Genomic DNA, 14,093 nt, shown 5'->3' with positions numbered 1-14,093 from the left:
GGCGGTACGGAGAAAACAGGTCGAATTGCGGTGGATTATGCGGAAAAACACCGCCCCGTGCCTCTGATTCCGCATAATGGCTTGCCGCAGAATCACCCTCTTGCTAACCCCATTCCATGGGAAAAAGCCTGATTCCGCCGGGTGGCGGCGACGACAACAACATAGAACCGGTCGACCTGAAGTCGGCGCTGGAAGAGCGCTATCTCGCTTACGCGCTTTCGACCATCATGCACCGGGCGCTTCCCGATGTGCGCGATGGCCTGAAGCCGGTGCACCGCCGCATCATGCACGCGATGCGGCTCCTGCGCCTCAATCCCGATCAGGCCTATGCGAAATGCGCCCGCATCGTCGGCGACGTGATGGGCAAGTTCCATCCGCATGGCGACCAGGCGATCTATGACGCGCTGGTGCGCCTGGCGCAGGATTTCGCCGTGCGTTATCCCTTGGTCGACGGGCAGGGCAATTTCGGCAATATCGACGGCGATAACGCTGCCGCCATGCGCTACACAGAAGCGCGCATGACCGATGTGGCGACGCTGCTTCTTGACGGCATCACCGAGGACGCGATCGATTTCCGCCCCACCTATAATGAGGAGGATGAGGAGCCGATCGTCCTTCCCGGCGCCTTCCCCAACCTTCTGGCGAACGGCTCTTCCGGTATCGCGGTCGGCATGGCGACCTCCATTCCGCCGCACAATGCGGCCGAGCTCTGCGATGCGGCGCTGCACCTGATCAAGAAGCCCGACGCCACCGTCGAAGAACTGGTCGCGATGGTGCCGGGACCGGATTTCCCGACCGGCGGCATTCTGGTCGAACCGGCGGAGCAGATCCTGGAGGCCTACAGGACCGGGCGAGGGGCCTTCCGCCTGCGTGCGCGCTGGCACAAGGAGGATGGCGGCCGCGGCACTTGGGTCATCGTCGTCACCGAAATTCCCTATCAGGTGCAGAAATCGCGTCTGATCGAGAAGATCGCCGAGCTGCTCATCGCAAAGAAGCTGCCGCTGCTCGACGACATACGCGATGAATCCGCCGAAGATATCCGCATCGTGCTGGAGCCGAAGAACCGCTCGGTCGATCCTGAACTGCTGATGGAATCGCTGTTCAAGCTGACCGATCTGGAGAACCGCTTCCCGCTCAACATGAACGTGCTGTCGCATGGCAAGGTGCCGAACGTGCTTTCCTTGCGCGATGTGCTGAAGGAATGGCTTGAGCACCGCAAGGAAGTGCTGATCCGCCGCTCGCGCTACCGGCACGGCGAGATCGAGAAGCGGCTGGAGGTGCTCGGCGGCTATCTGATCGCCTATCTGAACCTCGACGAGGTGATCCGCATCATCCGCGAGGAGGATCATCCCAAGCAGCAATTGATGGATACGTTCAGCCTGACCGACAACCAGGCCGAAGCGATCCTCAACATGCGGCTGCGCTCGCTGCGCAAGCTCGAGGAATTCGAAATCCGCAAGGAGTTCGACGCCCTCACCGAGGAGAAGAAGCAGATCGAGGAGCTCCTCGCCTCCGATGCCAAGCAATGGCAGACGATCGGCTGGGAAATCGCCAATGTCCGCAAGAAGTTCGGACCCGATACGCCGCTCGGCAAGCGCCGCACCACCTTCGCCGAAGCGCCCAACCACGACGTCAGCGACATCCACCATGCGATGATCGAGAAGGAGCCGGTTACAGTGGTCGTCTCCGAAAAAGGCTGGCTGCGCGCCATGAAGGGGCATCTGGCCGATTTCTCGGCGCTGACCTTCAAGGAAGGCGACAAGCTCAAGCTCGCCTTCCATGCTGAGACAACGGACAAGATCCTGATCTTCACCACCGGCGGCAAGTTCTACACCATCGGCGCCAATACGCTGCCGGGCGGGCGCGGCCATGGCGAGCCTGTCCGCATCATGGTCGATATGGAGAACGATCAGGATATCGTGACCGCCTTTGTGCACAACCCCGCCGGCAAGCTGCTTCTCGCCTCCCACGAGGGCAACGGCTTTGTGGTGCCCGAAACGGAGACGGTGGCCAACACCCGCAAGGGCAAGCAGATCATGAATGTGAAGGCGCCCGACGAAGCCAAGATCTGCAGCCGCATCACGGGCGATCACGTCGCCATCGTCGGCGAGAACCGGAAACTGCTGGTTTTCGCCCTGGCCGATATCCCGGAAATGGGCCGCGGCAAGGGGGTGCGCCTGCAGAAATACAAGGATGGCGGCGTTTCCGACATCCGCACCTTCGCCATCGAGCAGGGCCTGACCTGGCAGGACGCCGCCGACCGGACCTTCACCCGCAGCAAGGACGAGCTTGCCGAATGGATCGGCGCGCGCGCCTCCGCCGGCCGGATGGTGCCCAAGGGCTTCCCGCGCTCGGGCCGGTTCTCCTGATCGGGGAATACCCCTGCAATCGTCATCATCCTCGGGCTTGACCCGATGATCCATTCCTGAAGGTCAAAACCGCATCCACGGTCTGATATGCACGCGCTGCATCGCCGTTCCGGAATGGATCATCGGATCAAGTCCGATGATGACGGAGGTGGGGCTGTGTCGGCACGGAATGGTCTGAAAATCGAGCGATTCCATCAAAGTGGGAAAGGTCTAAAGCGGATAGCGCGGCAGGTTGGTGCGGGCGCGGTGTGCATCGCGCAACTGCCAGAGCGAGTGCACGATGAGCGTGACGATCAGGATGAGCCCGCCAATCAGGCTCTGGCGGCTCGGCGCCTCGAGAAAGATGATCCACACCCAGATCGGGGCCAGAACGGTTTCCAGCAGATAGAACATGCCGACCTCAGGTCCGGAAATATATTTGGGGCCCGTTGCGAGGCAGAGGAAGGCGATCGGCATCATGATCGCGCCATCGAAGAGGATCCATTTCGGGTCGGCGATAGCATAGCCCGAATGGGTGAAGACCACGATCGCTGCCACCAGGAAGGGAATGCAGGTGGAAAGGATCGCCGTCAGCCCCATGTCCTCGCCCGTCGAGCGGCTGATGGTGATGGCCGAGGCCATCAGGAGTGCGGCCCCCACCGCGACCAGATCGCCCAGCCAGCGCCCCGACGAGATGCCTTCGCTGACGATGATCGCCACGCCGAGCAGCATGAAGGCCATCGCAATGAGCGTGGCCGGTTTCGGCCGCTCCTTCAGGAATATCCAGGAAAGGAGCGCCGCGAACATCGGGTTGAAGGCGAGAATGAAGACCAGATTGGCCGTCGAGGTCATGAATACGCCGGAGATGAAGGCGATGGAGGAAAGGCCGTAGAGAAGGCCGACGAGATAGCCCCTGCGTGACGGCACCAGCGGCCGTATTTTCCCGCTCATGAACGACCAGATAGCCCAGATGAGGAGCGCGGACGCGAAGGTGGTGAAACTGCGCACCATCAGGATCGACCAGGTGTTGCCGTCGGCAAGCTTGATCAGCGGAATGTCCACCGTGAGGAAGAGACCGCCGATGCCGGTGATGATCAGGCCTTTGCGATGGTCGAGCTGTGGCGCCGGCACGGACGGTTTCCTCTGAATTCGTGAAACAGAGCGTGCAGAATCGCAGCGCCCGTGCGTGTCTATCAAATTCGGATGGCCGACGTGAGTGGATTTCTGGGAATGGCGTCAGTCCCGCCGCTCCCAGCCCTTGGGGCCGAGATGCTCCTGCGGCTTGAAGCGGATCTTGTACTGCATCTTGCGCGATCCCTCGACCCAATAGCCGAGATAGACATGCGGCAGCCCCTGGGCGACTGCACGCTGGATATGATCGAGGATCATGAAGGTACCGAGCGAGCGGTCGGCAAGATCAGGATCATAGAATGAATAGACCATCGACAGGCCGTCCGACATCACGTCGGTCAGCGCGACAGCGAGCAATTCGCCTTCGCCCTTCTGGCTGATGAAGGAATCCGGTCCGCGGCGGCGGTATTCGATGATCTGCGTGCTGACATGCGTGTCCTCGACCATCATCGCATAGTCGAGAACGGTCATGTCGGACATGCCGCCCTTGCGGTGCCGCGCGTCGAGATAATGGCGGAAGAGCGAATATTGCTCGGTCGAAGGCTCGGCCCGGTGGCTATGGCCGATGAGATCGGTATTGCGCTTCCAGACGCGCTTCAACGAGCGGTCCATCTTGAACTCGTTCGCCAGGATGCGCACCGACACGCAGGCACGGCAGGTCTCGCAGGCCGGCCGATAGGCGATGTTCTGCGACCGGCGGAAGCCGCCCTGCGTCAGGAGATCGTTGAGCTCGTTCGCCTTGTCGCCGACGAGATGCGTGAAGACCTTCCGTTCGTACTGGCCTTCGAGATAGGGGCAGGCCGAAGGAGCGGTCAGAAAGAACTGCGGCGATTGTTGCGGTTGGTGAGTCATGCGACGTCCGGTACATGCAAAGCCCATCTCAGCATGAACCCGCCGCCGAAAACGTCAATAGAAATCAAACTGTCACCGGGTTTCATTGCTGAAATTTGAACGCCAGCCCCCTCCGAAGGCACGGATCAGTGGTCCGAACGGACCACGACGGTGCCCAGAAGCAGGTCGTGCAGGGTCCTCTTGCGGTCAAGAAAGAGCGTTGCCAGGAGAATCAGCGGCGTCAGGATCACATTGCCGGCCCAGAACAGCACGGAGTGGACGATCGCCAGCATGCTGTCGACCGGCTGGCCGTCGAGCCGCTCCAGCTTGACGCCCATCATCTGCATGCCCTTGGTCGCCTGACGCGGCCCGCCCATGGTGAGCGCGACATAGCCCAGCGCCACGAGCGGCAGCATGATGCCGTAGAGCATCCAGCCGAGGCCGAGCGTGGCGACGCCCAGAATGGCGATGATGACGGCGACGGGAATGCAGAGCAGAAGCACCAGCATGTAATCGATCAGGAATGCGAATATGCGGCGCGTCCGCACGCCCCTGTAGAGCCGCCGGTCATCGAGGCGCGAAGGAATGATTTCGCCGTTCATCACGTTGTCGGTCATCTCTGTTTCCCGTCAAAGCAAGCCCAGGAGAAGTGGAAACTGCTCCTTTAGTGCCGGCTCCACTATGAACCGACGAAGCGAAAATGGGAAATGAAGCCGGCATTTTCAAGAACGGGGCCGGCGTGCGGGATTTCAGCCGCGCGCCAGCTTCTCCGCAACTTCGACGGCGAAATAGGTCAGGATGCCGTCGCAGCCCGCGCGCTTGAAGGCGAGCAGGCTTTCCATCATCACCCGTTCCTCGTCGATCCAGCCATTGGCGCCGGCCGCCTTGATCATCGAATATTCGCCCGAGACCTGATAGGCATAGGTCGGCATGGCGAAGACGTCCTTCAGGCGGCGGACGATATCGAGATAGGGCAGGCCGGGCTTGACCATGATCATGTCGGCGCCCTCGGCCAGATCCTGTTCCGCCTCGCGCACCGCCTCGTCGCTATTGGCCGGATCGATGTAATAGGTCTTCTTGTCGCCCTGCAGGAGGCCCGACGTGCCGATGGCGTCCCGGTAGGGGCCGTAGAAGGCGGAGGCGAACTTCGTCGCATAGGACATGATGGCGACGTCCTGGAAGCCGTTCGTGTCCAGCGCCTCGCGGATCGCGCCGATCCGCCCGTCCATCATGTCGGAGGGCGCGATGATGTCGGCGCCGGCCTCCGCCTGCGCCAGCGCGCCGAGCACGACCATCTCCACCGATTCGTCGTTGACGATCACGCCATCGCGCAGGATGCCGTCATGGCCGTGGATGGTGAACGGGTCGAGCGCCGCGTCGGTGATGATGCCGATCTGCGGCACCTCTTTCTTGATCGCCCGCACGGTGCGGTTGATGAGATTATCGGGGTTGGCGATATAGGAGCCGTTCACATCGCGGAACTCCATGTTTTCGCGTGGGAAGGGCGCGATCGCCGGGATGCCGAGCTTGGCCGCCTTTTCCGCCTGCCGCACCGCCATGTCGACCGAATAACGCTCGACGCCAGGCATCGCATCCACCGGCTCGCTGTGATTTTCACCTTCGCACAGGAAGATCGGCCAGATCAGGTCGTCGACGGTCAGGCGGCTCTCCTGCACCAGCCGACGCGACCAGTCGGCCTTGCGCAGCCTGCGCAGACGTCGCCCTTGCGTGATTTCGTCCACGCTGCGGTTGGCGCCGGACTGCCTGATTTGGGAAAAAGCTTTGTTCATTATTCGTCTCCCTGCGAGACTATCTGGAATGTTGGGTGGGTTTATCACGGGAAGAATGGTGAAACCAAGCCGATTGACCGGCATGATCCCGAAAAGTTGCAGACTTTTCGGATAAGATCATGCGGCCAGGAAACGCGGCATTGACGCGGAGGCTTTCCCTTTCTACCCATTCCTTAAACGGGAGTCGGGACGTGGAAGTCGATTTTGGCGGACAGGGTGAAATCGTTTTCGAGCGGAGGGGATGTGCGGGGCTCATCCGCCTGACGCGTCCCGCCGCGCTCAACGCGCTGACGCATGGCATGATCAGAGCGCTTCGACGCGCCCTCGTCGCATGGGAAGCCGATCCGGAGGTCGCTTGCGTCGTCGTCGAGGGCGAGGGGCGGGCCTTCTGCTCGGGTGGCGATGTGATCGCCGCCTACAAGGCCGGCCGCAACGGCACGCCACCTTATGAATTCTTCTCCGATGAATATCGTCTCAACGCCCATATCGGCCGCTTTTCGAAGCCTTATATCGCCTTTCTCGATGGCATCGTCATGGGCGGCGGCGCCGGCATCTCGGTGCACGGCTCCCACCGGATCGTGACGGAGAACACGCTTTTCGCCATGCCCGAGGTCGGCATCGGCTTTTTTCCCGATGTCGGCGGCAGCGCCTTCCTGCCGCATCTGCCCGGCCATTTCGGCACCTATCTCGCCCTGACCGGCAGTCGGATCCGCCAAGGCGATTGCCTCGGCAGCGGGATCGCCACCCACGCCATCGCCGCCGAGGCGATCGATGGCATCCGCGCCCGGCTCATTGACACGGGCGATGTCGGTGCGGCCTTCGCCAAGACTGATACCCCCGATTTCGAGACCGATGCCGCCACGAGGGAACTGATCGCCCGGGGCTTCGGTGAACCGACGCTGGAAAGCTGCATCGCGGCATTGTCCAAATGGGCCAAGACCGGCAGCGAGACCGCGTTGAAGATTCTGTCGGTCCTGGAAAGCCGCTCGCCGACGAGCTTGCATGTCACCTTCCGGCAGATCGCCGAGGGCAGGGCGCTCGAGATGGACGACTGCATGAGAATGGAATACCGCATTCTCAACCGCATGCTCCAGGGCCACGATTTCTACGAGGGCATACGCGCCGCGTTGATCGACAAAGGCGATACGCCGCACTGGAAGCCAGCCGGGCTTGAGGACGTCTCGCCCGGCGATGTCGATGCCTATTTCGCGCCGCTGGGTGATGGAGAACTGACGCTGCCATGATGGAAGAGCAACTGCGTCAGCGTGTCGAGCCGTCCCTTGCCGAAACCGGCTTCGTCTGGCTCATGCGGCTTCTGGCGCTCTATTGCTTGGCGCTGGGCGTCGCCTACTGGATCAGGCTGATCGGCCTGCATCAGGGGCTGCTCTGGCGTTTCGACCTGATGCCGTGGCAATGGCAGGCGGCCTCGGTGTCGCTGGCGGTGCTGTTTCCGGTGGCGGCGACGGGTCTGTGGATGCGCGCGCCCTGGGGCCCGGTCATCTGGTTTGCCGCGGCCTTGATCGAGACGCTGATGTATACCGTCTTCGAGCGCATCTTCGCGGCCAACCCGATGGTCGCCGTCACCAATCTCCTGATCCTGCTGCTTTATATCGCGTTCCGGGTGGTCCTCTTCTTCCAGGCTCGTGCGCTGCGCAGAAGCTGAGCTCATTCGGGCTCAAGTAGCAATGTAATCGATTGTTAAGCCTGAAATTGCTTCTTCTCTGGTAAGCTCCTGTTAAGTCTGTGTTTTAATTCGAATTTTATGCGTGGCCGATATTGTCCCTCTCAACGGTGAGAAAAAAAGCACCGACACAACAGAGAGGCTAGAATGATGAACAACACCCAGCGCAAGACGGGCGCCGAACCGCGCCTGCAGAAAGAAGAAACAGCTCTTCGCACGCTCTATCTCGAGGCATTGCAGCTTGTCGAACGCCTGCACCGCCGGCTGCTCGATGTGGTCAAGGACGAGTTCGACCGCAACGGCCGCAGCGATATCAATGCCGTGCAGGCGCTCCTGCTCTTCAATATCGGCAATGCCGAGCTGACGGCGGGCGAACTGCGCAGCCGCGGTTACTATCTCGGATCGAACGTGTCCTATAATCTGAAGAAGCTTGTAGATATGGGCTTCATTCATCATCAGCGCTCCCGCGTCGACCGTCGTTCGGTTCGCGTCAGCCTGACGCCGAAGGGCGTCGAGGTTGCGGAACTGGTCGCCGGTCTCTACGAGCGTCACATTGCTTCGATCGAGCAGGTGGGCGGCATCCGCGCCGAAGAGTTCCAGAACATGAATAAGTCGCTGCAGCGCCTCGACCGTTTCTGGAATGACACCATCGCCTATCGCATGTGATCCGTCCCGCACCATGGCAGGAGCCATGGCTTGCGGATGTTGCAGAAACGTCACATGAGCGAAAGTCCGGCGCACGTGCCGGACTTTTTGCTTTCGTCGGGCCGCTTTCGCGTGTGTTGGCGGGCGTCGCGACATGATTACGCCATAAACGCGGGCATATCCGAAGAGAACGCGGAATTTCCGCATATCCGTCCCAAGGGAAAGTTTCTGCCCTATTACGTCCCCAATATGGAGTGCGGGCAGGCAGTTGCCGTTTGTTAACGTTAACCTTGGTAGTTTTGCAAACTACATCCCGTCCGATCGACGGCTGGAGAAATCTGCATACGATGAGCAATTCAGGGAAAACGCCAATGTCGAAGCTGCGGAAGAACCTCGAATCTTCCAAACTGGATCGCCGCCTGTTCCTGCGCGGCGCGGCAACCGCCGGATTATCGGTATTCGCCAGCGGAGCGCTCGCCCAACCCGTCATCAATGATATTCTGGCAGCACCGCGGCGCGGCAACTGGAACGACCAGTTCGATGCCCGTGCCTCGGGCGGCGAAAAGGTGGCTTCCAATCAGCCCATCATGAGCCTGGCGACGGCCGGCTATGTGCAGAACGCCATCGGGTATTATAGCAATATCGTTTCCCAGGGCGGCTGGCCGAATGTTCCCGGCGGCGCCAAGCTGCAGCTCGGCGTTACCGACCCGGCTGTTTCCGCCCTGCGCAAGCGCCTGATGATCTCAGGCGATCTTCCTGAAAGCGCAGGCCTTTCCAATGCGTTCGACACCTATGTCGATGCGGCGGTCAAGCGCTTCCAGAGCCGTCATGGCCTTCCGGCCGATGGCGTGATGGGGCAGTTCACCTATGCGGCGATGAATGTCAGCGCGCAGGTGCGGCTTGATCAGCTGCACATCAATCTGCAGCGGCTCAACGAGCTCGCAAATGTTTCCGATCCCCGTTTCGTCATGGTCAATATCCCCGCCGCGCAGATCGAGGCGGTGGAAAACGGCCGCGTCATGCAGCGCCACACCGCGATCGTCGGCAAGATCGACCGCCAGACGCCTCTCCTCGTTTCCAAGATTCACGAGGTCATCCTCAATCCATACTGGACGGCGCCGAAGTCGATCATCCAGAAAGATATCATTCCGCTGATGCGCAAGGATCCGACCTATCTGACGCGCAACAAGATCCGCCTCTATGACCAGCAGGGCCAGGAGGTTCAGCCGGAGACGGTCAATTGGACAACGGATGAGGCTGTGAAGCTGATGTTCCGCCAGGACCCCGGCAAGATCAACGCCATGTCCTCCACCAAGATCAATTTCCACAACGCGCATGCGGTCTATATGCACGATACGCCGCAGAAGACGTTGTTCAACAATCTGATGCGGTTTGACTCCTCGGGCTGCGTTCGCGTCCAGAACGTCCGCGATCTCGATGTCTGGCTGTTGAAGAATACGCCGGGCTGGGACCGCCAGACGATCGAGGCGACGATCAAATCAGGCGTCAATACGCCGATCCAGGTCGCCGATCCCGTGCCCGTGCATTTCATCTATGTCACCGCCTGGTCGACCGGCGACGGCGTGGTCCACTTCCGCGACGATATTTACGAGCGCGATGGCGCGTCGGAGCTGGCGCTCGGCACGAACACCTGAGCGGAAAAGACAGAATGAGCAAAAGGCCGTCCGAAAGGGCGGCCTTTTTCATTTATGACGGTTTTCGGCCACTGCTTTTCGCGGTCCGGCCATTGGCCTTGGCAAGCTAAATATGATAATGCGCCGTCATTCATTGACCTTTGACCGGCAACCCGGAGGGATAGCTATCATGTCGCAGGCGAACGCTGCCTCGGAACAGGCATTTTCGGAAAGATTCTTCAACGCCAGCCTTGAGGAAACCGACGCCGAACTGTTCGGTGCGATCCGCAACGAACTTGGCCGTCAGCGCCATGAAATCGAGCTGATCGCTTCGGAAAACATCGTTTCCCGCGCCGTTCTGGAGGCGCAGGGCTCGATCATGACCAACAAATATGCCGAAGGCTATCCCGGCAAGCGCTATTACGGCGGCTGCCAGTTCGTCGATGTCGCCGAGGAACTGGCGATCGAGCGGGCGAAGAAGCTGTTCGGCGCGGAATTCGCCAATGTGCAGCCCAACTCAGGCAGCCAGATGAACCAGGCCGTGTTCCTGGCGCTTCTGCAGCCGGGCGACACCTTCATGGGCCTTGATCTGAATTCCGGCGGCCATCTGACGCACGGCTCCCCCGTCAACATGTCGGGCAAGTGGTTCAACGTCGTCTCCTATGGCGTGCGCCGCGACGACAATCTGCTCGATATGGACGAGGTCGAGCGCCTCGCCAACGAGCACAAGCCCAAGCTCATTATCGCCGGCGGCACGGCCTATTCCCGCATCTGGGATTGGCAGCGCTTCCGCCAGATCGCCGATTCCATCGGCGCCTATCTCATGGTCGACATGGCGCATATCGCGGGTCTCGTTGCCGCCGGCGTCCATCCTTCGCCCATCCCGCACGCCCATGTGGTGACGACCACCACGCACAAATCTCTGCGTGGGCCCCGTGGCGGCATGATCCTCACCAATGACGCCGAGATCGCCAAGAAGATCAATTCGGCCGTCTTCCCTGGCCTGCAGGGCGGGCCGCTGATGCATGTCATCGCCGCCAAGGCGGTGGCGCTCGGCGAAGCGTTGAAGCCCGAATTCAAGACCTATGCCCGCAATGTGGTGGAAAACGCCCGTGCGCTCGCCGAGGTCCTGAAGCAGAACGGCCTCGACATCGTTTCCGGCGGCACGGACAACCATCTCATGCTGGTCGACCTCCGCCCGAAGAACGCCACCGGCAAACGGGCGGAAGCCGCCCTCGGCCGCGCCAACATCACCTGCAACAAGAACGGCATTCCCTTCGACCCCGAAAAGCCGTTCGTCACCTCGGGCGTACGCTTGGGTACGCCTGCCGGCACGACGCGCGGCTTCGGCATCGCCGAATTCCAGGAAATAGGCAATCTGATCTCGGAAGTGCTCGACGGGCTGAAAGCCGCCAATTCCGACGAAGGCAATGCCGCCGTGGAACAGGCCGTGAAGAACAAGGTGATGGCGCTCACCGACCGCTTCCCGCTTTATCCTTATCTGGGATGATAGGAGCGGTTAGCCGGGAGTGCCCCTCATCCGCCTGCCGGCACCTTCTCCCCGCACGCGGGGAGAAGGAAGGAGCGGCAACGTCTATGCCTCCCTCGCCCCGCTTGCGGGGAGAGGGTAAGGGTGAGGGGCAATGAGACAATCAAGCCATATGTGATCGCCTGCATCACTGCAGCCGGCAACTGCGTGGTTCATTCGGGCGCGGTTATACCATAATCTGACGCCCGAGAATCACGGCGAAAGAAGTTCATGCGTTGCCCATATTGCCAGTCGGAAGACACACAGGTGAAGGATTCCCGCCCCGCTGAAGACGGGGCGGTAATCCGCAGGCGCAGGGTCTGCTCGGTTTGCGGCGGGCGTTTCACCACATTTGAACGCGTTCAGCTGCGCGAGCTGCTGGTGGTCAAGAAAAGCGGCCGCCGGGTTCCCTTCGACCGCGACAAGCTGATGCGGTCTGTCGAGGTAGCGCTGCGCAAGCGCCAGGTCGACCCCGAACGCGTCGAACGCGCCATCTCAGGCATTGTCAGGCAGTTGGAAAGCTCCGGTGAGGCGGAAGTGGAGTCCGACGAGATCGGCCGTCTCGTCATGGATGCGCTGAAAGGCATCGACGATATCGCCTATATCCGCTTCGCTTCCGTCTATCGCAATTTCCGCGAGGCGAGCGATTTCCACAATGTCATTGACGAGCTGACCGCCAAGGACAGGCTTCCCGACGATTTCGCGGACGATTGAGCCGATGGCGGGGGCTTTACCGATCAGCGCGACGGACCTGCGGTTCATGGCCGCCGCCATCCGCTATTCCCGCCGGCATCTCGGCCTGACCGCCACCAATCCTTCCGTCGCGACGCTGATTGTCCGCGACGATGGCGACGGGCCGGTTATCGTCGGCCGTGGCGTGACGGCGGTCGGCGGCAGGCCACATGCCGAAACCCAGGCCATCGCCGAGGCCGGCGAAAAGGCGAGGGGGGCTACCGCCTATGTGACGCTCGAGCCCTGCGCCCATCATGGCCGCACGCCGCCCTGTGCCAATGCGCTGGTTATCGCCGGCGTGGCGCGGGTCGTCGCCGCCGCTACCGATCCGGACGACCGCGTTTCCGGCAAAGGATATGCCATTTTGCGCGAGGGCGGCATTGAGGTGATCGAGGGCGTACTGGCCGACAGTGCAGCCGAAATCATGGCGGGCTATCTGATTCGTTCTTTCAGGAAACGTCCGGAAGTGACTCTGAAACTTGCCCTTTCCGCCGACGGCATGATCGGCCGCAAGGGCGAGGGGCAGGTGGCGATCACAGGGCCGGTGTCACGGGCGCAGGTACATCTGATGCGGGCGGAGAGTGATGCGATCCTGGTCGGCATCGGCACGGCGCTCGCTGATGATCCGATGCTCACCTGCCGTCTGCCGGGGCTGGAGGGCCGCTCTCCCATCCGCATCGTGCTCGACAGCGAGCTGCGGCTGCCGCTTTCCTCCGCGCTGGTGCTCTCCGCCTCCGCCGTTCCCGTCTGGATCGCCTGCGATATCAATGCCGATCCGCGCAAGAGGCAGGCGATGATCGACGCCGGCTGCCGGATTCTGGCGACCGAGAGCATCAATGGTCGTATCGCCCTGCCGGAATTGCTGGAGGACCTGGCGGCGCAGGGTATCGCGACCGTCATGGTCGAGGGCGGCGCCAATGTCGCGGAATATTTCCTGAGCGAGGGGCTGGTCGACCGCATCGCGCTTTTCGAAGGCCCTGACGCGATCGGCGCGGAGCAGGGGGTTGCCGTGCCTGGCCTGCGTTCCCATATGGCCGGTTTCAGCCCATCCCGCGAGGCGCGTTTCGGCGCCGATCGTTTCACCGAATTCACGAGGAAGCCCTGATGTTTACGGGTATCGTTACCGATGTAGGCAAGGTCGATCGCGTCAAGACGCTGAACGAAGGCGTCCTTTTGCGGGTCGAGACGAATTACGACCCTGATACGATCGCGCTCGGCGCATCGATCGCTTGCTCGGGTGTTTGCCTGACCGTCGTGGCGCTGCCCGAAAAGGGCTCCAATACCAAATGGTTCGAGGTCGAGGCATGGGAGGAGGCGCTGCGCCTCACCACAATCGGCGAGTGGAAGCCCGGAACGCGCATCAATCTCGAACGTTCGCTGAAGCTGGGCGACGAGATGGGCGGCCATCTGGTCTCGGGCCATGTCGATGGCGAGGCCGAGATCATCGAGCGCAAGGAGGAGGGCGATGCCGTCCGTTTCCGTCTGCGCGCGCCGGAAGCGCTCGCCCCCTTTATTGCGCAGAAGGGCTCGGTCGCCCTCGACGGCACGTCGCTGACGGTCAACGGCGTCGACGGCAATGAATTCGATGTGCTTTTGATCCGCCATTCGCTGGAGGTCACCACCTGGGGAGAGCGCAAGGCGGGTGATAAGGTGAATATCGAGATCGATCAGCTCGCCCGATACGCCGCGCGGCTTGCGCAATATCCGAAAGAGGTATGACTTCTCCATCGTCATTCTCGGGACAAGCCCGGGAATGACGACGAGGGGAGTGAC

The 14,093-nt window shown here is 61.4% G+C and carries 13 protein-coding genes; 9 read left to right on the top strand and 4 right to left on the bottom strand.

From position 1 onward, the window contains the following. The first annotated feature begins 116 nt into the window (after positions 1-116). Positions 117-2,369: a DNA topoisomerase IV subunit A gene (gene parC, locus ATN84_RS12310; protein WP_068881894.1), complete on the top strand. Its 2,253-nt coding sequence runs from the start codon at positions 117-119 to the stop codon at positions 2,367-2,369. A 210-nt stretch (positions 2,370-2,579) separates the two neighbouring features. Here the strand turns inward: parC and ATN84_RS12305 are convergent, their stop codons facing one another. From ATN84_RS12305 to hemB, 4 genes are all read right to left on the bottom strand, one after another. Continuing rightward, entirely contained in the window at positions 2,580-3,479 is a 900-nt protein-coding gene (locus ATN84_RS12305) for a DMT family transporter (protein WP_068881893.1), read from the bottom strand. A gap of 105 nt (positions 3,480-3,584) precedes the next feature. Next, complete coding sequence (locus tag ATN84_RS12300) at positions 3,585-4,331, bottom strand: arginyltransferase (RefSeq protein WP_068881892.1); 747 nt, start codon at positions 4,329-4,331, stop codon at positions 3,585-3,587. A 125-nt stretch (positions 4,332-4,456) separates the two neighbouring features. Next, entirely contained in the window at positions 4,457-4,927 is a 471-nt protein-coding gene (locus ATN84_RS12295) for an RDD family protein (RefSeq protein ID WP_068881891.1), read from the bottom strand. A 132-nt stretch (positions 4,928-5,059) separates the two neighbouring features. Then, positions 5,060-6,100, bottom strand: a complete 1,041-nt coding sequence (hemB, locus tag ATN84_RS12290) for a porphobilinogen synthase (RefSeq protein ID WP_068881890.1) — start codon at positions 6,098-6,100, stop codon at positions 5,060-5,062. 191 nt (positions 6,101-6,291) lie between these two features. Here hemB and ATN84_RS12285 point away from each other — a divergent pair, with 191 nt between their 5' ends. The 8 genes from ATN84_RS12285 to ATN84_RS12250 all read left to right on the top strand — a co-directional run bounded on the left by ATN84_RS12285 (position 6,292) and on the right by ATN84_RS12250 (position 14,039). After that, positions 6,292-7,344, top strand: a complete 1,053-nt coding sequence (locus tag ATN84_RS12285; RefSeq protein ID WP_068881889.1) for an enoyl-CoA hydratase/isomerase family protein — start codon at positions 6,292-6,294, stop codon at positions 7,342-7,344. Then, positions 7,341-7,763: a DUF6163 family protein gene (locus tag ATN84_RS12280; RefSeq protein ID WP_068881888.1), complete on the top strand. Its 423-nt coding sequence runs from the start codon at positions 7,341-7,343 to the stop codon at positions 7,761-7,763. Before ATN84_RS12285 ends, ATN84_RS12280 begins: the two co-directional genes overlap by 4 nt. A 168-nt stretch (positions 7,764-7,931) precedes the next feature. Next, on the top strand, positions 7,932-8,447 hold the full coding sequence (ldtR, locus tag ATN84_RS12275; protein ID WP_153020213.1) for a transcriptional regulator LdtR: 516 nt from the start codon (positions 7,932-7,934) through the stop codon (positions 8,445-8,447). A gap of 350 nt (positions 8,448-8,797) precedes the next feature. After that, positions 8,798-10,081, top strand: a complete 1,284-nt coding sequence (locus ATN84_RS12270; RefSeq protein WP_068881886.1) for a L,D-transpeptidase family protein — start codon at positions 8,798-8,800, stop codon at positions 10,079-10,081. Between the two features lie 169 nt (positions 10,082-10,250). Beyond that, positions 10,251-11,570 carry a serine hydroxymethyltransferase gene (gene glyA / locus ATN84_RS12265; protein WP_068881885.1) on the top strand — a complete coding sequence of 440 codons (1,320 nt, stop codon included), beginning with the start codon at positions 10,251-10,253 and terminating at the stop codon, positions 11,568-11,570. A gap of 249 nt (positions 11,571-11,819) precedes the next feature. Continuing rightward, a complete protein-coding gene (gene nrdR, locus ATN84_RS12260; RefSeq protein WP_068881884.1) occupies positions 11,820-12,302 on the top strand; it encodes a transcriptional regulator NrdR in 483 nt (160 codons plus the stop codon). A gap of 4 nt (positions 12,303-12,306) precedes the next feature. Then, positions 12,307-13,425: a bifunctional diaminohydroxyphosphoribosylaminopyrimidine deaminase/5-amino-6-(5-phosphoribosylamino)uracil reductase RibD gene (ribD, locus tag ATN84_RS12255; protein WP_068881883.1), complete on the top strand. Its 1,119-nt coding sequence runs from the start codon at positions 12,307-12,309 to the stop codon at positions 13,423-13,425. Beyond that, positions 13,425-14,039, top strand: a complete 615-nt coding sequence (locus tag ATN84_RS12250; protein ID WP_068881882.1) for a riboflavin synthase — start codon at positions 13,425-13,427, stop codon at positions 14,037-14,039. Before ribD ends, ATN84_RS12250 begins: the two co-directional genes overlap by 1 nt. The last annotated feature ends 54 nt before the right edge of the window (positions 14,040-14,093 follow it).

This window comes from Paramesorhizobium deserti, from assembly GCF_001558695.1.
In the GTDB taxonomy this organism is placed as follows: domain Bacteria; phylum Pseudomonadota; class Alphaproteobacteria; order Rhizobiales; family Rhizobiaceae; genus Paramesorhizobium; species Paramesorhizobium deserti.
This window is presented reverse-complemented; position numbering and strand designations above follow the sequence as displayed.

Bases quoted from the DNA above. Each gene is read 5' to 3' on its own strand.
- parC (WP_068881894.1), top strand. From the start codon at position 117: ATGGGAAAAAGCCTGATTCCGCCGGGTGGCGGCGACGACAACAACATA.
- ATN84_RS12300 (WP_068881892.1), bottom strand. From the start codon at position 4,331: ATGACTCACCAACCGCAACAATCGCCGCAGTTCTTTCTGACCGCTCCT.
- ATN84_RS12295 (WP_068881891.1), bottom strand. From the start codon at position 4,927: ATGACCGACAACGTGATGAACGGCGAAATCATTCCTTCGCGCCTCGAT.
- hemB (WP_068881890.1), bottom strand. From the start codon at position 6,100: ATGAACAAAGCTTTTTCCCAAATCAGGCAGTCCGGCGCCAACCGCAGC.
- ATN84_RS12280 (WP_068881888.1), top strand. From the start codon at position 7,341: ATGATGGAAGAGCAACTGCGTCAGCGTGTCGAGCCGTCCCTTGCCGAA.
- ldtR (WP_153020213.1), top strand. From the start codon at position 7,932: ATGAACAACACCCAGCGCAAGACGGGCGCCGAACCGCGCCTGCAGAAA.
- ATN84_RS12270 (WP_068881886.1), top strand. From the start codon at position 8,798: ATGTCGAAGCTGCGGAAGAACCTCGAATCTTCCAAACTGGATCGCCGC.
- glyA (WP_068881885.1), top strand. From the start codon at position 10,251: ATGTCGCAGGCGAACGCTGCCTCGGAACAGGCATTTTCGGAAAGATTC.
- nrdR (WP_068881884.1), top strand. From the start codon at position 11,820: ATGCGTTGCCCATATTGCCAGTCGGAAGACACACAGGTGAAGGATTCC.
- ribD (WP_068881883.1), top strand. From the start codon at position 12,307: ATGGCGGGGGCTTTACCGATCAGCGCGACGGACCTGCGGTTCATGGCC.
- ATN84_RS12250 (WP_068881882.1), top strand. From the start codon at position 13,425: ATGTTTACGGGTATCGTTACCGATGTAGGCAAGGTCGATCGCGTCAAG.